The following is a 21,567-nucleotide window of genomic DNA, read 5'->3' on the forward strand; positions in this document are numbered from 1 at the left end:
CGTCGCGTACGCTCGGGTCGCTGTGACCACCACCGACTCCGAACCCGCCACCGTCGCGCCGCCCGCGGCCCGGTCGATCCGCACCTTCCACCCGCGCCGCGGCCGGCTGACCGACCGCCAGCGCGCGGCGCTGGAGCAGCTCTGGCCGGCGTACGGCCTGGCGGTCCCGGACGACGGCCGGACGGCCGTCGAACCGGCCGAGCTGTTCGGGCGCCGGGCCCCGCTGGTGCTCGAGATCGGGTCCGGCATGGGTGACGCCACCGCCGCGATGGCCGCTGCCGATCCGGATCGAGACTATCTGGCGGTCGAGGTGCACACGCCCGGAATCGCCAACCTGCTGGACCTGGTCCGGCGGCACGGACTGGGCAACGTTCGGGTCGCCCGGGGCGACGCGCTCGACCTGGTCCGGGCCCTGCCGGCCGGCTCGCTGGACGCGGTGCACGTCTTCTTCCCCGACCCGTGGCCGAAGGCCCGGCACCACAAGCGGCGGCTGATCCAGCCGGCGCACGTCGCCCTGCTGCGCTCCCGGCTGGCGCCCGGCGGCACGCTGCACTGCGCCACCGACTGGGCCGAGTACGCCGCGGCGATGCGCCAGACGCTGGACGCCGACCCGGGGCTGGTGAACGCCCACGACGGCTACGCGCCGCGCCCGGCGCACCGGCCGGTGACCAAGTTCGAGCGGCGCGCCCTGACCGCCGGGCGGGAGATCTTCGACCTGGTCCACCGCCGCCGCTGACCCGCGGCGACCGGCCCGGCCCCGTCGGCGCTCCTCGGCCCTGCCGGGACGGCCCGCCCGGTCGGCGCCGGTCGCCCCTGAGCGGCCCGGCCCGGTCGGCGCGGTCGGCCTGAGCGGTTCGGCCCGGTCGGCCGGAACGGCCCGGCCCGGTCGGCCTGAGCGGCCCGACCCGCCCGGCTTGTGTGGCTCTGCCCGGCCCGGTTGGCGCGCGGGGCCATGATCCAGGCACCATGGACGCGCTATGACGCTCACCGCCGCGCTGCCGACAAGCGCCGACCCCGACACCCTCTACGACGCGTTCGCCGGCTGGGCGAAGGAGCGCGGTCTCGACCTCTACCCCCACCAGGAGGAGGCGGTCATCGAGATCGTCTCCGGCGCCAACGTGATCATGAACACCCCGACCGGCTCCGGCAAGAGCCTGGTCGCCATCGCGGCGCACTTCGCGGCCCTGGCCGACGACCGGACCACCTTCTACACCGCGCCGATCAAAGCCCTGGTGTCGGAGAAGTTCTTCGCCCTCTGCGAGGTGTTCGGCGCCGACAACGTCGGCATGCTCACCGGCGACGCCAGCGTCAACGCCGACGCCCCGATCATCTGCTGCACCGCCGAGATCCTGGCCAACCTCGCGCTGCGCGAGGGCGAGCGGGCCGACGTCGGCCAGGTGATCATGGACGAGTTCCACTTCTACGCCGAGCCGGACCGGGGCTGGGCGTGGCAGGTACCGCTGATCGAGCTGCCGCAGGCCCAGTTCATCCTGATGTCCGCGACGCTCGGCGACACCACCCGGTTCGTCGACGACCTGACCCGGCGCACCGGGCGGGCCACCGCCGTCGTCCGCTCGGCCGAGCGGCCGGTCCCGCTGCTCTTCTCGTACGCGATGACGCCGCTGCACGAGACCCTCGAGGAGCTGCTGGAGACCAGGCAGGCCCCGGTCTACGTCGTGCACTTCACCCAGGCCGCCGCGCTGGAACGCGCCCAGGCGCTGATGAGCGTGAACGTCTGCACCCGCGCCGAGAAGGACATGATCGCGAGTGCGATCGGCAACTTCCGGTTCACCTCCGGCTTCGGTAAGACGCTGTCCCGGCTGGTGCGGCACGGCATCGGCGTGCACCACGCGGGCATGCTGCCCAAGTACCGCCGGCTCGTGGAAACCCTCGCCCAGGCCGGCCTGCTCAAGGTCATCTGCGGCACCGACACCCTCGGCGTCGGCATCAACGTGCCGATCCGCACCGTGCTCTTCACCGGCCTGAGCAAGTACGACGGCACCCGCACCCGGCTGCTCAAGGCCCGCGAGTTCCACCAGATCGCCGGGCGGGCCGGCCGGGCCGGCTTCGACACCGTCGGCCGGGTGGTGGTGCAGGCCCCCGAGCACGTGATCGAGAACGAGAAGGCGCTCGCCAAGGCCGGCGACGACCCGAAGAAGCGGCGCAAGGTGGTGCGCAAGAAGCCGCCGGAGGGCTCGATCGGCTGGGGCCAGCCCACCTTCGAGCGCCTGGTCGAGGCCGAACCGGAGCCGCTCACCTCCAGCTTCCAGGTCAGCCACTCGATGCTGCTCAACGTGATCGGCCGGCCCGGGGACGCGTTCGCCGCGATGCGGCACCTGCTCACCGACAACCACGAGGACCGCGCCGCCCAGCGGAAGCACATCCGGCGCGCCATCGCCATCTACCGGGCACTGCGCGCCGGCGGGGTGGTCGAGGAACTACCCGAGCCGGACGAGACCGGGCGGCGGGTCCGGCTCACCGTCGACCTCCAGCTCGACTTCGCGCTCAACCAGCCGCTGTCGCCGCTCGCGCTGGCCGCGATCGAACTGCTCGACCGGGAGTCCCCGGCGTACGCCCTCGACGCGCTCTCGGTGATCGAGTCGATCCTTGACGACCCGCGGCAGGTGCTCTCCGCGCAGCAGTTCAAGGCCCGTGGCGAGGCGGTCGCCGCGATGAAGGCCGAGGGCATCGAGTACGAGGCCCGGCTCGAACTGCTCGACGAGGTGACCTGGCCCAAGCCGCTCGCGGAGCTGCTGGAGTCGGCGTACGAGATGTACCGGCAGGGGCACCCGTGGGTGGCCGACCACCAGCTCTCCCCCAAGTCCGTCGTCCGCGACATGTACGAGCGGGCGATGACCTTCACCGAGTACGTGCAGTTCTACGGGCTGTCCCGCTCCGAGGGGCTGGTGCTGCGCTACCTCGCCGACGCGTACAAGACGCTGCGCCAGACCGTGCCGGAGGACGCCAAGACCGAGGAGCTGGTCGACCTCATCGAGTGGCTCGGCGAGCTGGTCCGCCAGGTCGACTCCAGCCTGATCGACGAGTGGGAGCGGCTGCGCAACCCGTCCGACGTCGAGGAGGTCGCGTCGTCCCTGGACGACCGGCCGCCGGCGGTCACCCGCAACGCCCGCGCGTTCCGGGTGCTGGTGCGCAACGCGCTGTTCCGCCGGGTGGAGCTGGCCGCCCTGCGCCGCTGGGACCTCCTCGGCGAGCTGGACGCCACCGACGGCTGGGACGCGGACGCCTGGGCGGACGCGCTGGAGCCGTACTTCGACTCCTACGACGCGATCGGGACCGGGCCGGACGCCCGCGGGCCGGCGCTGCTCATGATCGAGCAGGGCCGGGAGCGCTGGACGGTCCGGCAGATCCTCGACGATCCCGAGGGCGACCACGACTGGGGCATCAGCGCCGAGGTCGACCTCGCCGCGTCGGACGAGGTGGGCGCGGCGGTCGTCCGGATCACGTCCGTCGGCCAACTCTGAAATTCTGCCGCCGAGGGCCGTCCGGGATGTCCCGGACGGCCCTTTTCGTTCCCTGGGCGATGTCAGCCCCGTCGATTAGAATGTATGTACTAATCGACGTCCTGACCTGGGAGGACGACCGTGACCGCGCCCGCCTCCACGCCGCTCACCCCCTACGCCACGCTGCTCGGCTTCACCCGCTACGTCGACCGCACCGGCCCCACCAAGGCCACCTTCGTCGGCGGGCTGCGCAAGCAGCGGGCCAGCCGCTCCGGCTTCAACCCGCACGGCCAGTTCGTCAAGGCGCTCAAGGCCGACATCGCCTTCCACACCGGCGGCACCCACCTCGACCAGGTGGTCGACGTGGTCAAGCCCCGCTGGCGCCCGCTCTACCAGGCGCTGGTGCCGGGCGCGGCCACCTGGCTGCGCTCGCTGGGCGAGCCCACCTCGGTCGATCTGGCCCAGACCCGCGACGCGCTCGCCATGCTCGGCGACCTGCCCGTCAAGATCAACCCCCACTTCGGCGTACGCCACGCCGACGGCCGGGCCGAGGCCGTCCGGCTGCACTTCGACGAGACCCCGCCGAGCGAGGAGGCCGTGCTCGCCACCCTGCACCTGATGGCCCGGCACATGGACCACATCCTCCCGCACGCCGAGCCGGTCCTGGTCGACGTGCGGCGCGGCCAGGCCCACCGGATGCCCGACGGGGTCAAGTTCGACCAGATCGAGCACTGGCTGGCCGGCGAGGCCGCCGCCTTCCGCGCCATCTGGTCCACCGCCGCCTGACCCCCAGGCACGGGACACGCACGTACACGGAAAGAGTGGCTATTTCTCGTCGGATAGCCACTCTTTCCGTGTACGTGCATGCGGTCGGGGCGTAGTTGTCCACAGGGCGTGGCGTGGGGTGAAGGGGTGGGGCAGGGTGCGGGGGTGAGTCGCGAACCCCGCCGTCCGGCGGAACTCGTCGGGCGGGTCTTCTACTCCCGGGAAGCGATTCAGCGTGGCCTGTTGACGAAGAACGATCTCCGCACGAGCGCATGGCGGCGGCTCTTCCACAACGTCTACGCCGATGCGCGACTAGAGATCTCGCACCACACCCGCTGCCGGGCCGCCGCGTCGTGGCTCTTCCCGCCCGGGTGTGCGATAGCAGGCAGATCGGCGGTCGCGCTCCACGGCGGAGCCACCTGCGGCCCGGACGACGATGTCGAGGTGGTCGTCGAGCCATCAGCACGGTTCGGCCCGTTGGCTGGTCTCCTGATCCACGTCGCTCCATGGCGGGACGGCGAGGTGAGCCGGATCGATGGCATTCCCGTCACCACGGTCGAACGTACGTGTTGGGACGTGGCGCGTTGGCTCGACGTCGTCGACGCCGTTGCCCTCATCGACTCGCTCGGCCATATCGGTGCAGTCGGACGCACCGAACTGGACCGGTATCTCGTGACGCGGCGAGGCGAGCGCGGATCGCGTAGGTTCGCCGAGGCGATCAGCCTGACCGACCCCGGCGCGGAGTCGCTGCCGGAGTCGCGACTGCGGGTGCGCCTCGTCAGGGCCGGACTCCCGCGCCCCGTCACCCAGCACGTCATCACGCGAGCTGGACGGTTCGTCGCCCGGGTCGATCTCGCCTGGCCCGAACTCAAGGTCGCCATCGAGTACGACGGACTCTGGCACCACGATCCCGCACAGTTCCATCGCGACCGGCAACGTCTCAACAGAATCCTCGGCGACGACTGGATCGTGCTGCACGTCACGAGCAAGCGAATGCGCGAGGACTTCGATGGCTTCCTCGCGGAAGTCCGCGCAGCCCTAACCCACCGCACCCGCCCCCGCCCCTAACGCCGCCACCAACCCACCAAGACCGACACCCCGCCCAGCCGGACGGCCAAACAGAGAAAGAGTGGCTATTCCTCGCGGAATAGCCACTCTTTCAGTGAACGTGCGCCCGTCGAGGCGCCCGGAGCGCCTCGGGTCAGGCGGCGAGGTACTTCTCGAGGTCGTCGACGATCTTGTTGGCGGCGCCGACGCCGATGCCGGTCATCCAGATCTCGTCGGAGACCACGTACGTCTTGCCGGCCTTGACCGCCGACAGGCCCTTCCAGAGGCTGCCCGCGGTGACCTTGGCCTGCTCGCCGGCGGCCTTCTCGCCGTACGCCGTCACGAAGATGACGTCGCCGTCGACCTCGTTGACCCGCTCGGGGCTGACCAGGTCGAACCGCTTGTCCTCCTTGTTCGCCAACTGCTGCCGCTCGGGGCGGCCCAGCCCGGTGTCGCCGATGACGATGCCGGAGAAGGAGTCCGGGCCGTAGACCCGGATGTTGCCCGGGACGAAGCGGACGATGGAGATCTTGCGGTTGGCGGCGTCGCCGAGCTTGGTGCCGAACTCCTTGGCCCGCGTCTCGTACGTGGTCAGCAGGTCCTTGGCCTGCTGCTCCTTGCCGAGCGCCTTGCCGTCGAGGAGGAAGTTCTCCTTCCAGGTGATGCCCACCTTCTCGGTGAAGACGGTCGGCGCGATGGCGGCCAGCTCGTCGTAGAACTTCTCCTGGCGGAACTTGCTGCCCAGGATCAGGTCCGGCTTCAGGGCGTTGATCGCCTCCAGGTCGGGCTCGGTGAGCACCCCGACCTCCTTGATGCCGGCGAGCTTGTCCTCGCCGAAATAGGTCGGCCAGCTCCGTGCCTCACCGGCGGTGGCGGCGCCGACGGGCGTGATGCCGAGGGAGAGCGCGGTGTCGATCTTGTCGGTGTCGAGCACGACGACGCGCTTCGGCTCGGCCGGCACGTTGGTGGTGCCCATGGCGTGGGTGATCTCCCGGGTCTCCCCGGTGGTGGTGCCGGCGACCGGGTCGCTCTCACCGCAGGCGGTGAGGCCGACGCCGAGGGCCAGCGCCGCGGTGAGAGCGGCGGCGAGACGACGCATCAGATTCCTTCCGAGGGGTACGAGCCGGCGAGAGCGTTCCCGCCGACGGTTGGGGCGGCGCCGGACGGCGCGGCACCGGAGTGGGTGCCACCGGACCGGGCGGCGCCCGGGGCGGCGTCGGACGACGCGACACTGGAGGAGGCGGCGTCGGCCGGGGTGGCCTGTGCCGGCGGGGTGGCCAGGGTCGGGCTGGTGAGCGCGGGCACCACCAGCGGCGCCCCGGTGACCGGGCAGGGCACGACCACGCAGTCGAGGCCGAAGACGTCCCGGACCAGGTCGGCGGTGAGGATCTCGCGGGGCGGCCCGGCGGCCACCACGGCGCCGGCCCGCATCGCGATCAGGTGGTCGGCGTACCGGGCGGCCTGGTTGAGGTCGTGCAGCACGGCCACCACGGTGCGGCCGCGCTCGGCGCGCAGCCGGTGCAGCAGGTCCAGCACCTCGACCTGGTGGGCCAGGTCGAGGAAGGTGGTCGGCTCGTCGAGCAGCAGCGCCTCGGTGTCCTGGGCGAGGGTCATCGCGATCCACACCCGCTGCCGCTGGCCGCCGGAGAGGGTGTCCACCGGCCGGTCGGCCAGCCCGGCGACGTCGGCGAGCGCCATCGCCCGGTCGACGGCGGCGCTGTCCTGCTCCGACCACTGCCGCCACCAGCGCTGGTACGGCTGCCGGCCGCGGCCGACCAGGTCGGCGACGGTGACGCCCTCGGGCACCAGCGGGCTCTGCGGCAGCACGGCGAGCCGGCGGGCGACCTCCCGGGTCGGCAGTTCCCGGATGGCCGTGCCGTCGAGCAGCACCGTGCCGCGGCGGGGGGTGAGCAGCCGGGCGAGGGTGCGCAGCAGGGTGGACTTGCCGCAGGCGTTCGGGCCGACGATGACCGTGAACGCGTCGGCGGGCAGTTCCAGGTCCAGCCCGTCCAGCACGGTCCGCTCGTCGTAGCCGGCGACCAGGTCGCGGGTGGAGAGCATCGTGCCTCCTTCGAGGGGTCGGCGGTCGGGGGCCGGCCCGTGTCGGCCGGGGTCGGCGGGCGTCACGACGACCGCCGGCGGCCGCGCAGCAGCAGGAACATCAGGTAGGGGCCGCCGATGGCGGCGGTGAGCACGCCGGCGGGCAGTTGGGTGGGGGCGAACAGCCGCCGGCCGGCCAGGTCGGCCAGCACCAGCAGCAGCGCGCCGAGCAGCGCGGCGCAGACCAGCGGCGGGCGCTCCGCGCGGACCAGCCGCCGGGCCAGCTGCGGGGCGACCAGGGCGACGAAGTCGACGGCGCCGACCTGGGCGGTGACCGACGCGGCGGCGAGCACCCCGGTCACCGCGAGCCCGATCCGGCGGGCCACCGGACGCAGCCCGATCCCCCGGGCGGTGTCGTCGTCCAAGGCCGAGCTGTTCAGCGCCCAGCCGGCCCAGAGCAGCACCGGTAGCAGCGCCAGCAGGGTGAGCGCGATCCAGGCGGTCTCGGTCCAGCCCTTGCCGGCGAGCGTGCCGATCAGCCAGATCTGTGCCCGCAGCCCGTCGATCGGGTCGGCGGTGAGCATGACCACCTCGGTGAGCGCCCGCAGCGCGAAGGCGACCGCCACGCCGGCGAGCACGAACCGCTGCGCGGCCAGCCCGTGCCGGGCGCCGAGGACGAGCAGCAGCAGCGCGGCGGCCAGCCCGCCGGCCAGGGCGGCGGGCGCCACCACCACCGCGGCCGCGCCGGTGGTCAGCGCCACCGTCGCGGCCAGACCGGCGCCCTGGGTGATGCCGATGACGTCCGGGCTGGCCAGCGGGTTGCGGGCCACGCTCTGGATCAGGGTGCCGGCCACCCCGAACGCCGCGCCGGCCACCGCGGCCAGCACCAGCCGGGGCAGCCGCAGGTCGAAGACCACCAGGTCGTACGGGGTGCCGGCGCCGGAGAGGGCGCGCAGCACGTCGGCCGGGGCGACGTACGGGGTGCCCAGGGAGAGGCTGAGCACACCGGCGGCCAGCAGCAGCACGACCAGCGTGGCGGCGACCAGCACCGAGCGGCGGCGCACCTGCAGGCTGACCGGGCCGACCCGCAACAGCGAGCGGCCGGGCAGGCCGGCGACGCCGGGGCCGCCGGTCTTCGGCTCGACGGCCGGGACGGGTGCGACGGGACGGGCTGGGGCGCTCACGCGGTCACCACCTTGGCGCGGCGGACCAGGAAGGCCAGCAGTGGGGCACCGATCAGCGCGGTGACGATGCCGGCCGGCACCTCTCCGGGCGGGGCGACGAGCCGGCCGATCACGTCGGCGGCGAGCAGCAGCGCCGGCCCGAGCAGCGCGGAGACCGCGAGGGTCCAGCGGTGGTCGGCGCCGACCAGGGCCCGGGCCAGGTGCGGCACGGCGAGCCCGACGAACGCGATTGGCCCGGCGGCGGCGACCGCCGCCCCGGTGAGCAGCACGGCCGCCGCGCCACCGCCGAGGCGGACCAGCCCGATCCGGTGCCCCAGGCCGCGGGCGACGTCGTCGCCGAGGGCGAGCGCGTCCAGGCCGCGGGCGACCAGGGCGGCCAGCGCGAGCCCGGCGAGCACGAACGGCAGCACCTGGGCGGCCACCGTGAGGTCCCGGCCGGTCAGCCCGCCGACCACCCAGAACCGGTACTCCTCGAAGGTGCGGGCGTCGATGCTGAGCAGCGCGTACACCACGGAGGCGAGACTGGCGTCGAGGGCCGCGCCGACCAGCGCGAGGGTGACCGGGCTGGCGCCCTCGCGGGCGCGGCTGGCGACGGCGAAGACCAGCAGCCCGGCCAGCAGCGCGCCGCCGATGCCGAACCAGACATAGCCGGCGAGGGTGCCGACGCCGAAGACCGAGATGGCCAGCACCACGCCGGTCGACGCGCCGGCGCTGATGCCGAGGATCCGGGGCTCGGCGAGGGGGTTGCGGGTGAGCGCCTGGAACAGCACCCCGGCGACGGCCAACGCGAGCCCGACGGCGAGCCCCAGGGCGGTACGCGGCATGCGCAGTTCCCGGACGATGGTGCTGGCCTCGCCGCCGTCTGGGGCGACCAGCGCGTGCCAGACCTGGTCGACGGGGAGCGGCCGGCTGCCCAGCGCGAAGCTGGCCAGCACGGCGAGGAGCAACGCGAGCGCGGCGGCGAGGGTGACCGCCACCCGGCGGCCGCCACGGCCGCCGGTCCGGCCGCCGGCGGGCGCCGGTCGGGTGGCGAGGGTGGTCACGGATCTCCTGCACGTTTCGCGCTTAGGTACGCCTTACCTTAGCCGACCCGACTTAGCCGGACCTAACTCGCGGCCGTCGATCCGGCTCCCCGTCGGGCAGGGCGGACAGCGCCGGTTCACGGCGCGGCGGGCCCGCTCCGCCCTAGGGTGTGGGCATGCGATTCGACCAGCACACGGTCGTGCTCCTGGTCCGTCCGCCGGACGCCCCGGACCTGCCGCTCGACGCGCTCGACCGGCTGCAGGACGCGCACCTGGCGCACCAGGCGGGGCTGGTGGAGCAGGGGCTCGTCCTCGCCGCCGGCCCGTTCGTGGACGCCGACGACGAGCGGCTGCGCGGTTTCGTCGTCCTGTCGGTCAGCCCGGCGGAGGCCCGCGAGCTGTACCACAACGACCCGGCGGTGCGGGCCGGCCGGCTGGCCGTCGAGGTGATGAGCTGGCTGGTGCCGGAGGGCAACCTGCGCTTCGAGAGCGTGCCGCTGCCGCGGTCGATGCTGGAGGCCGCCGCCGGCGACTGACCGGCGCCGGCCGTCGGGCGACGGACACCGAGCGACGGACACCGGCCGACAGACGCCGCCCGGCGGGCGGTGGACGCCGGGCGGTCAGTCCCCGGTGCGCTGCGCGGGCGCCGGGTCGACCGGCGCGTCGAGCTGGTGGTCGGCCCAGACGTAGGTGTCGGGCAGCAGTTCGCCGACCGGCACCACGCGCAGCGCGTCCGGCGGGCCGACGATCACCCGCAGGTCGGGGAAGTAGTCCCGCAACACCTGCCGGCAGCGGCCGCACGGCGGGATCACCCCGCGCCCCCGGTCGCCCACCGCGACGATGGTCTCCAGCTCGGTCACGCCCTGGGTGGCGGCCGCGCCGATCGCCACCACCTCGGCGCACGGGCCGCCGGTGAAGTGGTAGACGTTCACGCCGCTGAAGACCCGGCCGTCGGCGCTGCGGACGGCCGCGGCCACCGTGTGGTTCTCGCTGCGGCAGCGCAACTTGGCCACCGCCGTGGCGGCCTGCACCAGCGCCCGGTCGGTCTCGCGCATCATCCCGCTCCCCACGCCTCGAATCGGCGGTCAACTCTAGACCGGGCGACGGACCGCCCGGCCGGCCGGCGACCCGACAGCCAGGCGACGCGGCGGCCAGGCGGCCGGCGCGGGGGCCGGATAACCCGGGGGCGCCCCGGCGCCCGGCTGCCTATCCTTGGCCACGACATGCAGAATCCAGCCGCACCCGCCGGGACCGACGTCCGCGACCTGCACCGCCGCCTGAACCCGCTGATGTTCCGTGACCAGCGCCGCCTTCAGCGGCGGCTGGACGGGGTGCGGAAGCTGCGGGACCCGCAGCGTCGGGAGTCGGCGCTCGCCGAGATCGCCGCCGACGTGACCGCGGCGGAGCTGCGGCTGGAGTCCCGCCGGGCCGCGGTGCCGGTGATCACCTATCCGGCCGGGTTGCCGGTCAGCGAGCGCAAGGACGAGATCGCGGCCGCGATCCGCGACCACCAAGTGGTGATCGTGGCCGGCGAGACCGGCTCCGGCAAGACCACCCAGCTGCCGAAGATCTGCCTGGAGCTGGGGCGTGGCGTGCACGGCCTGATCGGGCACACCCAGCCCCGCCGGCTGGCCGCCCGGACGGTGGCCGACCGGATCGCCGAGGAACTCGGCACCGAGCTGGGCGACGTGGTCGGCTACAAGGTGCGCTTCACCGACCAGGTCAGCGACCGCAGCCTGGTCAAGCTGATGACCGACGGCATCCTGCTGGCGGAGCTGCAGACCGACCGGATGCTGCGCCAGTACGACACGCTGATCATCGACGAGGCGCACGAGCGCAGCCTCAACATCGACTTCATCCTCGGCTACCTCAGGCAGCTGCTGCCCCGCCGTCCCGACCTCAAGGTGATCATCACCTCGGCGACCATCGAGACCGAGCGCTTCGCCCGGCACTTCGCCGGCCCCGCCACCGACGAGCACCCCGAGGGCGCGCCCGCGCCGGTGGTCGAGGTCTCCGGCCGGACCTACCCGGTGGAGGTGCGTTACCGCCCGCTGGTCGAGGTCACCGAGGCCGAGGAGGAGGACGCCGACGACGAGGAGACCGTCCGGGACCAGATCCAGGCGATCGGCGACGCGGTCGAGGAACTGGCCGCCGAGGGGCCCGGTGACATCCTGGTCTTCCTCAGCGGCGAGCGGGAGATCCGGGACACCGCCGAGGCGCTGGGCAAGCTGGTGCAGAAGAAACGCGCGCTGCTCGGCACCGAGATCCTGCCGCTGTACGCCCGGCTCTCCACCGCCGAGCAGCACCGGGTCTTCGCCCCGCACTCCGGCCGCCGGGTGGTGCTGGCCACCAACGTGGCGGAGACCTCGCTGACCGTCCCCGGCATCAAGTACGTGGTGGACCCGGGCACCGCCCGGATCTCCCGCTACAGCAGCCGGCTCAAGGTGCAGCGGCTGCCGATCGAGCCGATCTCCCAGGCGTCGGCGAACCAGCGCAAGGGGCGCTGTGGCCGCACCTCGGACGGCATCTGCATCCGGCTCTACGACGAGCAGGACTTCCTCTCCCGCCCGGAATTCACCGACCCGGAGATCCTGCGCACCAACCTGGCCTCGGTCATCCTCCAGATGACCGCGATCGGCCTCGGCGACATCGCCGCCTTCCCGTTCATCGACCCGCCGGACCGGCGGAACATCACCGACGGCGTCAACCTGCTGCACGAGCTGGGCGGGCTGGACGTCACCGAGGCCGACCCGGCGAAGCGGCTCACCCCGCTGGGCCGGCGGCTGGCGCAGCTCCCGGTCGACCCGCGGCTGGCCCGGATGGTGGTCGAGGGCGAGCGCAACGGCTGCGCCACCGAGGTGATCGTGATCGCCGCCGCGCTGTCGATCCAGGACCCGCGGGAACGGCCGGCCGACAAGCAGGCCCAGGCCGACCAGGCGCACGCCCGGTTCACCGACCGCGAGTCGGACTTCGTCACGCTGCTCAACCTCTGGCGGCACCTGCGGGAGCAGCAGCGGGCGCTCTCCTCCAGCGCGTTCCGGCGGATGTGCAAGGCCGAGTTCCTCAACTACCTGCGGGTGCGCGAGTGGCAGGACATCGTCAGCCAGCTGCGCCAGGTGCTGCGTACCCCCGAGGGGGACGGGCGGGGACGCGGCCGGCGCGGCGCCGGGGAGGCCGCGGCCGACGGTGGCCGGCGCAGCGCCGCCGGCGCGGACCTGCCGGAGGAGATCGACACCGCGAAGGTGCACCAGTCGCTGCTGGCCGGCCTGCTCTCCCACGTCGGGCTGAAGGACGCGCAGAAGAACGAGTACCTGGGCGCCCGGGGGGCGAAGTTCGCGCTCTTCCCCGGCTCGGCGCTGTTCCGCAAGCCGCCACGCTGGGTGATGGCCGCCGAGCTGGTGGAGACCTCCCGGCTCTGGGGTCGGGTCGCCGGCCGGATCGAGCCGGAGTGGGTCGAGCCGCTCGCCCAGCACCTGGTGAAGCGCAGCTACAGCGAGCCGCACTGGGAGAAGAAGCAGGCGGCGGTGATGGCGTACGAGAAGGTCACCCTCTACGGCGTCCCGCTGGTCACCGCTCGCAAGGTCAACTTCGGCCGGATCGACCCGGCGCTGAGCCGCGAGCTGTTCATCCGGCACGCGCTGGTCGAGGGCGACTGGTCCACCCACCACCAGTTCTGGCGGGACAACCAGCGGCTGCTGACCGAGATCGAGGAGCTGGAGCATCGGGCCCGGCGGCGGGACATCCTGGTCGACGACGAGACGATCTTCCAGTTCTACGACGAGCGGATCCCGGCCGACGTGGTCTCCGGCCGGCACTTCGACGCGTGGTGGAAGAAGACCCGGCGGGACCGGCCGGAGCTGCTCACCTTCACCCGCGAGCTGCTGGTCAACGCCGGCCGGGGCGGGGTGGACGAGGCCGACTACCCCGACGAGTGGTCCGCCGACGGGGTGAACCTGCCGCTGACCTACCGGTTCGAGCCGGGCACCCCGACCGACGGGGTGACCGTGGACATCCCGCTGCCGCTGCTCAACCAGGTGCCGGCCGAGAGCTTCGACTGGCAGGTGCCCGGGCTGCGCGAGGAACTGGTGGTCGCGCTGATCCGGTCGCTGCCCAAGGCGGTGCGCCGCAACTTCGTCCCGGTGCCCGACTACGCCCGGGCGGCGCTGGCGGCCATGCCGGCCGGTGAGGAGCCGCTGCTCGACGCGCTGACCCGGCAGCTGCGTCGGATGACCGGGGTGACCGTGCCCCGGGACGCGTGGGACCTGGAGAAGCTGCCGGCGCACCTGCGGGTCAGCTTCCGGGTGCTCGACGAGGAGAACAAGCCGGTCGCCGAGGGCAAGGACCTGCCGGCCCTGCAACGCCAGCTCAAGGCGGAGGTACGTCAGGTGGTGGCGGCCGCCGCGCCGGACGTGGCCCGCACCGGGCTGCGCGAGTGGAGTATCGGCACCCTGCCACGCACCATCGAGCAGGTCCGTGCCGGCTACGCGGTGACTGCGTACCCGGCGCTGGTGGACGAGGGCGCCACGGTCGGGGTGAAGGTGTTCGACTCGCCGGCCGAGCAGGAGGCCGCGCACTGGGCCGGCACCCGGCGACTGCTGCGGCTGACCGTGCCCTCACCGGCGAAGTTCCTCCAGGGGCGGCTGTCGAACGAGGCGAAGCTGGCGCTGAGCCGCAACCCGCACGGCGGGGTGCAGCCGCTCATCGAGGACGCCGCCGGGGCGGCGATCGACAAGCTGGTCGGCGACGCGGGCGGGCCGGCCTGGGACGCCGACGGGTTCGCCGCGGTGCGTGAGAAGGTCCGCGCCGACCTGGTGGACACCGTCGTCGAGGTGATGGACCGGGTACGCCGGGTGCTCGCCGCCGCGTACGCGGTGGAGCAGCGGCTCGGTCGGACCCAGAACCTGGCAGTGGTGGCCGCCCTGGCCGACATCCGGGCCCAGCTCACCGGCCTGGTGCACGCCGGCTTCGTCACCGAGACCGGGTACGCCCGGCTGCCCGACCTGCTGCGCTACCTGACCGCGATCGAGCGGCGGCTGGACCGGCTGCCGGGCAACCCGCAGCGGGACAAGCAGCAGCAGGACCGGATCGCGGTGGTGTGGAAGGAGTACCAGGACATGCTCGCCGCCCTGCCGCCGACGAAGCGGACCTCGGCGGCGGTCCGGCAGATCCGCTGGATGATCGAGGAGCTGCGGGTGAACGTCTTCGCCCAGGCGCTGGGCACCCCCTACCCGGTCTCCGAGCAGCGCATCTACCGGGCGATGGACGAGGCCGAGGGCCGCTGACCCGGCCCGACCGCTACGCCAGGGGCTCGACGCCGGCCGGCAGCTGGCCCTCGGCGGTCGCGTCCCGGACGTAGTCGAGCAGGATCCGGCGCAGCTCCCGCCCGGCGTGGGTGGGCACCACGTCCCGCCGGCGGGCCACCGCGATGGTCCGGGTCACCCCGGGCGGCGCCAGCCGGGTGAACCGTACGCCCGGGCGGCGGGCGATGCCCGGCACCAGCGCGACGCCCAGCCCGGCCTCGACGAAGCTGAGCACCGCGTCCATCTCGCCGCCGTCGACCGCGACGGTCGGCTCGAAGCCCGCCGCCCGGCACGCCTGGAGGGTGGCGTCGCGCAGGTCGTAGCCCTCGCGGAACATCACCATCGGCTGGTCGCGCAGGTCGGTGATGAGCAGCCGACCGGTCGGCATCGCGGCGGGCAGCTGCTCCACCGACGCCACCACCAGGCTCTCCCGCAGGATCGGGTCGGCGCGCAGGCCCGGGTCGATGCCCTGCGCGGGCATGATGATCAGGGCCAGGTCGAGGTCGCCGCGGAGCAGGTCGCGGACCAGGTCCTGCGAGCCGCCCTCCTCGACCCGCAGGTCGATGGTGGGGTGCGCGTCACGGAACCGGCGCAGCACCGGCGGGGCGAGCGAGGTGGCCAGGCTCGGGGTGGCGCCGAGGCGGACCCGGCCCCGCCGCAGCCCGACCAGCTCCTGCACCTCGCGGGTGGCGGTGTCGACGTCGGCGAGGATCCGCTTGGCCAACGGCAGCAGCACCTCGCCGGCCGCGGTGAGGCTGATGTTGCCCCTTACCCGCTCGAAGAGCGGGGCCCCGAGGTCGGTCTCCAGGGCGTGAATTTGCTTACTCAACGAAGGCTGGGTTATCCCCACCAGGTCGGCGGCTTGGGTGAAATGTCGTACTTCTGCGACCGCGACGAAGTACCGGAGCTGATGGAGCTGCATCTACATAGCTTATGGCTATCAAGACTACGAGGTCGATGCATTGGACGACTGATCAAACTGCTCCTAGCGTCGGTCGCGTGGTAGTCACGAGAACACGGTCGCCCATCCGCTCCAATGTCGGCCTCAAGGCCGTCATGGCGGTGACGGGCATCATCCTGGTGCTGTTCCTGATCCTGCACATGCTCGGCAACCTGAAGGTGTTCACGGGGGAGACCTCGTTCGACCACTACGCGCACTGGCTGCGCGACATCGGCAAGCCGCTGCTGCCGGGCGTCTGGTTCCTCTGGATCCAGCGCGGCGCGCTGACGATCGCCGTCGTGGCGCACATCGCCGCCGCCACCATGCTGGCCCGGCGCTCCCGCGCCGCCCGCCCGGTCCGGTACGCGCACCGCCCGAAGGTGCAGGGCAGCTACGCGGCCCGCACGATGCGCTGGGGCGGAGTGATCATCCTGCTCTTCGTGATCTACCACCTGCTGGACCTGACCACCGGCCACCTCAACCCGGTCGGCGACCCGAGCAAGCCGTACGCCAACGTCGTCGCCGACTTCGCGCCGGAGCGCTGGTACGTCACGCTCTTCTACACCCTGGCGATCGTCGCGCTCGGCTTCCACCTGCGGCACGGGGCGTTCAGCGCGTTCCGCAGCCTCGGCCAGCAGACCCCGAAGGGCGAGCGCCGGGCGCGCACCGCGGCGCTGGTCTTCGCCGTCGCCCTCTGCGCCGGCTTCCTGGTGGTCCCGTTCGCCGTACTCACCGGATTGGTGTCCTGACATGGATCTTTACACCGAGGGCGACCCGATCGCCGACACCAAGGCTCCCGACGGCCCGATCGAGACCCGCTGGGAACGCCGCCGCTTCGACGCCAAGCTGGTCAACCCGGCCAACCGGCGGAAGATGACGGTGATCGTGGTCGGCACCGGCCTGGCCGGCGGCTCGGCCGCCGCCACGCTCGCCGAGCAGGGCTACCAGGTCAAGTCCTACTGCTACCAGGACAGCCCGCGCCGGGCGCACTCGATCGCCGCCCAGGGCGGCATCAACGCCGCCAAGAACTACCGCAACGACGGCGACTCGGTGCACCGGCTCTTCTACGACACGGTCAAGGGCGGCGACTTCCGCTCCCGCGAGTCGAACGTGCACCGGCTGGCCGAGGTCTCGGTCAACATCATCGACCAGTGCGTGGCGCAGGGCGTCCCGTTCGCCCGCGAGTACGGCGGCCTGCTGGACACCCGCTCCTTCGGCGGCGCCCAGGTGCAGCGCACCTTCTACGCCCGGGGCCAGACGGGCCAGCAGCTGCTGCTCGGCGCGTACCAGGCGCTGGAGCGGCAGATCGGCCTGGGCAACGTGGAGATGAACTCCCGGCACGAGATGCTGGAGTTGATCGTCGTCGACGGCAAGGCCCGGGGCATCGTGGTCCGGGACCTGGTCACCGGCGAGATCACCACCGAGTTCGCGGACGCGGTGGTGCTCGCCTCCGGCGGCTACGGCAACGTCTTCTACCTCTCCACCAACGCCAAGGGCTGCAACGTCACCGCCACCTGGCGGGCGCACCGCAAGGGCGCGTACTTCGCCAACCCCTGCTACACCCAGATCCACCCGACCTGCATCCCGGTCTCCGGCGACCACCAGTCGAAGCTGACCCTGATGAGCGAGTCGCTGCGCAACGACGGCCGGGTGTGGGTGCCGAAGGCCAAGGGCGACACCCGCGGCCCGAAGGACATCCCCGAGGACGAGCGGGATTACTACCTGGAGCGGATCTACCCCTCCTTCGGCAACCTGGTGCCCCGGGACATCGCCTCCCGGGCCGCGAAGAACGTCTGCGACGAGGGGCGCGGCGTCGGCCCGACCGGGCTCGGCGTCTACCTCGACTTCGCCGACGCCATCCAGCGACTCGGCCGCAAGGCCATCGAGGCCAAGTACGGCAACCTCTTCGAGATGTACGAGCGGATCACCGGCGAGGACCCGTACGAGGTGCCGATGCGGATCTACCCCGCCGTGCACTACACGATGGGCGGCCTCTGGGTCGACTACGACCTGCAGTCCACCATCCCCGGCCTGTTCGTGATCGGTGAGGCGAACTTCTCCGACCACGGCGCCAACCGGCTCGGCGCCTCCGCGCTGATGCAGGGCCTCGCCGACGGCTACTTCGTGCTGCCGAACACCATCGCCAACTACCTGGCCGCCGGCCCGTTCGAGAAGGTCGACGGCAGCCACCCGGCGGCGGTCGAGGCGCGGCGCGACGTCGAGGACCGGATCCAGCGGCTGCTGGCGGTCAACGGCGACCGGACCGTCGACTCGTTCCACCGCGAGCTGGGCCAGATCATGTGGGAGCACTGCGGCATGGAGCGCAGTGAGGCGGGGCTGCGCAAGGCGATCCACGAGATCCGGGCCCTGCGCGAGCAGTTCTGGCAGCGGGTCCGGGTGCTCGGCGACGGCGACGGGCTCAACCAGTCGCTGGAGAAGGCCGGCCGGGTGGCCGACTTCTTCGAGCTGGCCGAGCTGATGTGCATCGACGCCCTGCACCGCGAGGAGTCCTGCGGCGGCCACTTCCGGGCCGAGCACCAGACCCCCGACGGTGAGGCGCAGCGCGACGACGAGCGGTTCGCCTACGTCGCGGCGTGGGAGTTCACCGCCACCGGCGAACCCTCGGTGCTGCACAAGGAAGACCTGAAGTTCGAATACGTCCACCCCACGCAGCGGAGCTACAAGTGAACCTGACCCTGCGCATCTGGCGCCAGTCCGGCCCCGAGGACAAGGGTCGGATGGTGACCTACCAGGTCGACGACGTCTCCCCGGACATGTCGTTCCTGGAGATGCTCGACGTGCTCAACGAGCGGTTGATCCTCGCCGGCGAGGAGCCGGTGGCGTTCGACCACGACTGCCGCGAGGGCATCTGCGGCATGTGCGGCCTGATGATCAACGGCAACGCGCACGGGCCGCAGCGCGGCACCACCGCCTGCCAGCTGCACATGCGGCAGTTCTCCGACGGCGACACGATCGACATCGAGCCGTGGCGGGCCCGGGCCTTCCCGGTGATCAAGGACCTGGTGGTCAACCGCGGCGCGTTCGACAAGATCATCGCGGCCGGCGGCTACATCACCGCGCCGACCGGCAGCGCCCCCGAGGCGCACTCGGTGCCGGTGGCCAAGGCCAACGCGGACGCCGCCTTCGAGTCGGCGGCCTGCATCGGCTGCGGCGCCTGCGTGGCGGCCTGCCCGAACGGCTCGGGCATGCTCTTCACCGCGGCCAAGGTCACCCAGCTCTCGCTGCTGCCGCAGGGCCAGCCCGAGCGGTACACCCGGGTGATCGGCATGGTCGACGCGCACGACGAGGCCGGCTTCGGCGGCTGCACCAACGCCGGCGAGTGCACGGTGGTCTGCCCGAAGGGCATCCCGCTGAACACCATCGGCCGGCTGAACCGGGACTACCTGAAGGCCACCGCCAAGCGGGGCGACACCCCCGGCTCCTGAGCCTGGCGGCTCGTCGGACGGGCCGCCGCACTCCCCGATCGGGAGCGCGGCGGCCCGTCCCCCTTCTCCCAGCTCTCCCGCGAGCCACGGCTCGGCGGGGGACCGCCCGCCCGGCCGCCGGTTCAACCCGGCCTGCCGGGGTAGCACCCGGGGGACGCGCACGGCGAAGGGAATCGGGCATGAAGGCACTGACCTGGCAGGGCAAGCGGGACGTACGGGTGGAGGACGTGCCCGACCCGCGCATCGAGGAACCGACCGACGCGGTCATCCGGGTCACCTCCACCGCGATCTGCGGCTCCGACCTGCACCTGTACGAGGTGCTCGGGCCCTACCTGAAGCCCGGCGACGTGCTCGGCCACGAGCCGATGGGCATCGTCGAGGAGGTCGGGCCCGGGGTGACCCGGCTCAAGCCCGGTGACCGGGTGGTGGTGCCGTTCAACATCGCCTGCGGCTCCTGCTGGATGTGCGACCGGCAGCTGTACGCGCAGTGCGAGACCACCCAGGTCACCGCGCAGGGCAAGGGCGCCGCGCTGTTCGGCTACACCTCGCTCTACGGGTCGGTGCCCGGCGGGCAGGCCGAGTACCTGCGGGTGCCACACGCCGGGTTCGGCCCGATCAAGGTGCCGGCGACCGGCCCCGACGAGCGCTGGCTGTACCTCTCCGACATCCTCCCCACCGCCTGGCAGGCGGTGAAGTACGCCGACACCCCGCCGGGCGGCACCCTGGCCGTCTTCGGGCTGGGCCCGGTGGGCCAGTTCTGCGCCCGGATCGGGCGGCACCTCGGCGCGGGCCGGGTGATCGGGCTGGACCTGGTGCCGGAACGGCTGGCGATGGCCCGCCGGCACGGCATCGAGGTGCTCGACGTCAGCGAGCTGGACGACGTGCCGAGCACGCTGATCGACCTGGTCGACGGGCGCGGCCCGGACGCGGTGATCGACGCGGTCGGCATGGAGGCACACGGCGCGCCGCTGGGCAAGCTCGCCCAGACCGCCGCCGGGCTGCTGCCGGACGCGCTCGCCCGGACGATGACCGACAAGATCGGCGTGGACCGGCTGGTCGTGCTCAAGGCCGCGCTCAAGGCGGTCCGCCGCGGCGGCACCGTCTCCGTCTCAGGGGTGTACGGCGGCGAGGTCGACCCGCTGCCGCTGATGGAGATGTTCGACCGGGGCGTGCAGCTGCGGATGGGGCAGTGCCACGTGCGCCGCTGGGTCGACGAGATCATGCCGCTGCTCGCCGACGACGCCGATCCGCTGGGCGTGGCTGACCTGCGGACCCACCGGGTGCCGCTGGCGCGGGCGCCGCAGGCGTACGAGATGTTCCAGAAGAAGGAGGACGGCTGCGTCAAGGTCGTGCTCGAACCGTGAGCCGGGTCGTGGTGGTCACCGGCGCCACCAGCGGGATCGGCCGGGCGGCGGCCCGGGCCTTCGCCGAGCGCGGGGACCGGCTGGTGCTCGCCGCCCGCTCGCCCGCCACCCTCGCCGAGGTACGCGCCGAGTGCGCCGCCGCCGGCGCCCAGGCGCTGGACGTACCGACCGACATCACGGCCGACGGCGCGGTCGACGCGCTCGCGGACGCGGCGGTGGACCGGTTCGGCCGCGTCGACGTCTGGCTGCACACCGCGGCGGTGATGGCGTACGGCCGGTTCGAGGAGACCCCGGCGCGGGTCTTCGAGCAGGTGGTACGCACCGACCTGCTGGCCGCCGCGGCGGTGGCCCGGGTGGCGCTGCGCCGGTTCCAGGCCGCCGGTGGCGGGACGCTGATCCTCGTCGGCTCGGTACTGGGGCACATCACCGCCCCCTACCTGAGCGGCTACGTGGCGAGCAAGTGGGGGTTGCAGGGGCTGGGCCGGGTGCTGCAGCAGGAGGCCCGGGACACCCCCGGCGTCGAGGTCTGCCTGGTCAGTCCGGGCAGTGTGGACACCCCCGTCTACCAGCGGGCCGCGAACCATTTGGGTCGGCTCGGCCGCCCACCCCTGCCGGTCACCACCCCGGAGCGGGTCGCCCGGGCCATCCTGGACTGCGCCGACCGGCCCCGCCGGGAGGTCTCCGTGGGCCGGGCCAACGTGGTGATGCGGGTCGGCTTCACCGCGCTGCCCGGCGTCTACGACGTCCTGGTCGGGCCACTGATGCGGCTGCTGGCGCTGACCGACCGGCGCACCCCGCCGCGCGACGGGGTGGTGTTCGCTGCCGACCCGTCCAGCGAGGTGGTCCGCGGCGGCTGGCTGCCCGACCTCGGGCAGCTGGCCCGCGCCGTCGGCGGCCTGCCCGGCGCGGTCGGATCGGCGCTGCGGCGGCGGCCGTGGTGAGCACGGGATCACCCGCTTCGATCTCTTCCCCTATGGTGGCCGGAGGACATGATCCGC

General features: G+C 72.9%; 17 protein-coding genes. 11 read left to right on the top strand and 6 right to left on the bottom strand.

Going from position 1 to position 21,567, the window contains the following annotated elements:
* The first annotated feature begins 22 nt into the window (after positions 1-22).
* From trmB to GA0070609_RS18730, 4 genes are all read left to right on the top strand, one after another.
* Complete coding sequence (gene trmB / locus GA0070609_RS18715; RefSeq protein ID WP_088994982.1) at positions 23-736, top strand: tRNA (guanosine(46)-N7)-methyltransferase TrmB; 714 nt, start codon at positions 23-25, stop codon at positions 734-736.
* 241 nt (positions 737-977) lie between these two features.
* Positions 978-3,482: a DEAD/DEAH box helicase gene (locus GA0070609_RS18720; RefSeq protein ID WP_088994983.1), complete on the top strand. Its 2,505-nt coding sequence runs from the start codon at positions 978-980 to the stop codon at positions 3,480-3,482.
* A gap of 120 nt (positions 3,483-3,602) precedes the next feature.
* A complete protein-coding gene (locus GA0070609_RS18725) occupies positions 3,603-4,247 on the top strand; it encodes a hypothetical protein (protein ID WP_088994984.1) in 645 nt (214 codons plus the stop codon).
* A gap of 144 nt (positions 4,248-4,391) precedes the next feature.
* The gene (locus tag GA0070609_RS18730; protein WP_157748239.1) at positions 4,392-5,294 is read left to right on the top strand and encodes an endonuclease domain-containing protein; all 903 of its coding nucleotides are present in this window, start codon (positions 4,392-4,394) and stop codon (positions 5,292-5,294) included.
* 133 nt (positions 5,295-5,427) lie between these two features.
* On the opposite strand, the gene GA0070609_RS18735 is transcribed toward GA0070609_RS18730, so the two are convergent.
* The 4 genes from GA0070609_RS18735 to GA0070609_RS18750 form a co-directional block, all read right to left on the bottom strand.
* Positions 5,428-6,372, bottom strand: coding sequence for an ABC transporter substrate-binding protein (locus GA0070609_RS18735; protein ID WP_088994986.1), 945 nt, complete (start codon positions 6,370-6,372; stop codon positions 5,428-5,430).
* Complete coding sequence (locus GA0070609_RS18740) at positions 6,372-7,334, bottom strand: ABC transporter ATP-binding protein (protein WP_231928330.1); 963 nt, start codon at positions 7,332-7,334, stop codon at positions 6,372-6,374. The genes GA0070609_RS18735 and GA0070609_RS18740 overlap by 1 nt, the downstream gene beginning before the upstream one ends.
* Positions 7,335-7,396: 62 nt before the next feature.
* On the bottom strand, positions 7,397-8,497 hold the full coding sequence (locus tag GA0070609_RS18745) for a FecCD family ABC transporter permease (RefSeq protein ID WP_231928331.1): 1,101 nt from the start codon (positions 8,495-8,497) through the stop codon (positions 7,397-7,399).
* Positions 8,494-9,540, bottom strand: a complete 1,047-nt coding sequence (locus GA0070609_RS18750) for a FecCD family ABC transporter permease (RefSeq protein ID WP_088994987.1) — start codon at positions 9,538-9,540, stop codon at positions 8,494-8,496. The genes GA0070609_RS18745 and GA0070609_RS18750 overlap by 4 nt, the downstream gene beginning before the upstream one ends.
* A gap of 155 nt (positions 9,541-9,695) precedes the next feature.
* On the opposite strand from GA0070609_RS18750, the gene GA0070609_RS18755 reads away from it, so the two are divergent.
* A complete protein-coding gene (locus GA0070609_RS18755) occupies positions 9,696-10,055 on the top strand; it encodes a YciI family protein (RefSeq protein ID WP_088997822.1) in 360 nt (119 codons plus the stop codon).
* A gap of 84 nt (positions 10,056-10,139) precedes the next feature.
* Here GA0070609_RS18755 and GA0070609_RS18760 read toward each other — a convergent pair whose 3' ends face one another.
* On the bottom strand, positions 10,140-10,574 hold the full coding sequence (locus GA0070609_RS18760) for a cytidine deaminase family protein (RefSeq protein WP_231928332.1): 435 nt from the start codon (positions 10,572-10,574) through the stop codon (positions 10,140-10,142).
* 168 nt (positions 10,575-10,742) lie between these two features.
* On the opposite strand from GA0070609_RS18760, the gene hrpA reads away from it, so the two are divergent.
* A complete protein-coding gene (gene hrpA / locus GA0070609_RS18765; RefSeq protein WP_088994989.1) occupies positions 10,743-14,801 on the top strand; it encodes an ATP-dependent RNA helicase HrpA in 4,059 nt (1,352 codons plus the stop codon).
* 13 nt (positions 14,802-14,814) lie between these two features.
* On the opposite strand, the gene GA0070609_RS18770 is transcribed toward hrpA, so the two are convergent.
* Positions 14,815-15,741: a LysR family transcriptional regulator gene (locus GA0070609_RS18770; protein ID WP_088994990.1), complete on the bottom strand. Its 927-nt coding sequence runs from the start codon at positions 15,739-15,741 to the stop codon at positions 14,815-14,817.
* Between the two features lie 35 nt (positions 15,742-15,776).
* Between GA0070609_RS18770 and GA0070609_RS18775 the strand changes: the two genes are divergently transcribed.
* The 5 genes from GA0070609_RS18775 (at position 15,777) to GA0070609_RS18795 (ending at position 21,510) form a co-directional block, all read left to right on the top strand.
* On the top strand, positions 15,777-16,508 hold the full coding sequence (locus tag GA0070609_RS18775; RefSeq protein WP_088994991.1) for a succinate dehydrogenase cytochrome b subunit: 732 nt from the start codon (positions 15,777-15,779) through the stop codon (positions 16,506-16,508).
* Between the two features lies 1 nt (position 16,509).
* On the top strand, positions 16,510-18,447 hold the full coding sequence (locus GA0070609_RS18780; RefSeq protein WP_088994992.1) for a fumarate reductase/succinate dehydrogenase flavoprotein subunit: 1,938 nt from the start codon (positions 16,510-16,512) through the stop codon (positions 18,445-18,447).
* Positions 18,444-19,205 (top strand): succinate dehydrogenase/fumarate reductase iron-sulfur subunit, encoded by a 762-nt coding sequence (locus tag GA0070609_RS18785; RefSeq protein WP_088994993.1) that lies wholly within the window; start codon positions 18,444-18,446, stop codon positions 19,203-19,205. The genes GA0070609_RS18780 and GA0070609_RS18785 overlap by 4 nt, the downstream gene beginning before the upstream one ends.
* 179 nt (positions 19,206-19,384) lie before the next feature.
* Positions 19,385-20,569, top strand: a complete 1,185-nt coding sequence (locus GA0070609_RS18790) for a zinc-dependent alcohol dehydrogenase (protein WP_088994994.1) — start codon at positions 19,385-19,387, stop codon at positions 20,567-20,569.
* Complete coding sequence (locus GA0070609_RS18795; RefSeq protein ID WP_088994995.1) at positions 20,566-21,510, top strand: SDR family NAD(P)-dependent oxidoreductase; 945 nt, start codon at positions 20,566-20,568, stop codon at positions 21,508-21,510. Before GA0070609_RS18790 ends, GA0070609_RS18795 begins: the two co-directional genes overlap by 4 nt.
* Positions 21,511-21,567: the final 57 nt, after the last annotated feature.

The organism is Micromonospora echinaurantiaca, assembly GCF_900090235.1.
Classification (GTDB): Bacteria; Actinomycetota; Actinomycetes; order Mycobacteriales; family Micromonosporaceae; genus Micromonospora; species Micromonospora echinaurantiaca.

Coding starts and splice junctions, on each gene's coding strand:
- GA0070609_RS18720 (WP_088994983.1), top strand. CDS start 978: ATGACGCTCACCGCCGCGCTGCCGACAAGCGCCGACCCCGACACCCTC.
- GA0070609_RS18735 (WP_088994986.1), bottom strand. CDS start 6,372: ATGCGTCGTCTCGCCGCCGCTCTCACCGCGGCGCTGGCCCTCGGCGTC.
- GA0070609_RS18740 (WP_231928330.1), bottom strand. CDS start 7,334: ATGCTCTCCACCCGCGACCTGGTCGCCGGCTACGACGAGCGGACCGTG.
- GA0070609_RS18755 (WP_088997822.1), top strand. CDS start 9,696: ATGCGATTCGACCAGCACACGGTCGTGCTCCTGGTCCGTCCGCCGGAC.
- GA0070609_RS18760 (WP_231928332.1), bottom strand. CDS start 10,574: ATGCGCGAGACCGACCGGGCGCTGGTGCAGGCCGCCACGGCGGTGGCC.
- hrpA (WP_088994989.1), top strand. CDS start 10,743: ATGCAGAATCCAGCCGCACCCGCCGGGACCGACGTCCGCGACCTGCAC.
- GA0070609_RS18770 (WP_088994990.1), bottom strand. CDS start 15,741: ATGCAGCTCCATCAGCTCCGGTACTTCGTCGCGGTCGCAGAAGTACGA.
- GA0070609_RS18775 (WP_088994991.1), top strand. CDS start 15,777: ATGCATTGGACGACTGATCAAACTGCTCCTAGCGTCGGTCGCGTGGTA.
- GA0070609_RS18780 (WP_088994992.1), top strand. CDS start 16,510: ATGGATCTTTACACCGAGGGCGACCCGATCGCCGACACCAAGGCTCCC.
- GA0070609_RS18790 (WP_088994994.1), top strand. CDS start 19,385: ATGAAGGCACTGACCTGGCAGGGCAAGCGGGACGTACGGGTGGAGGAC.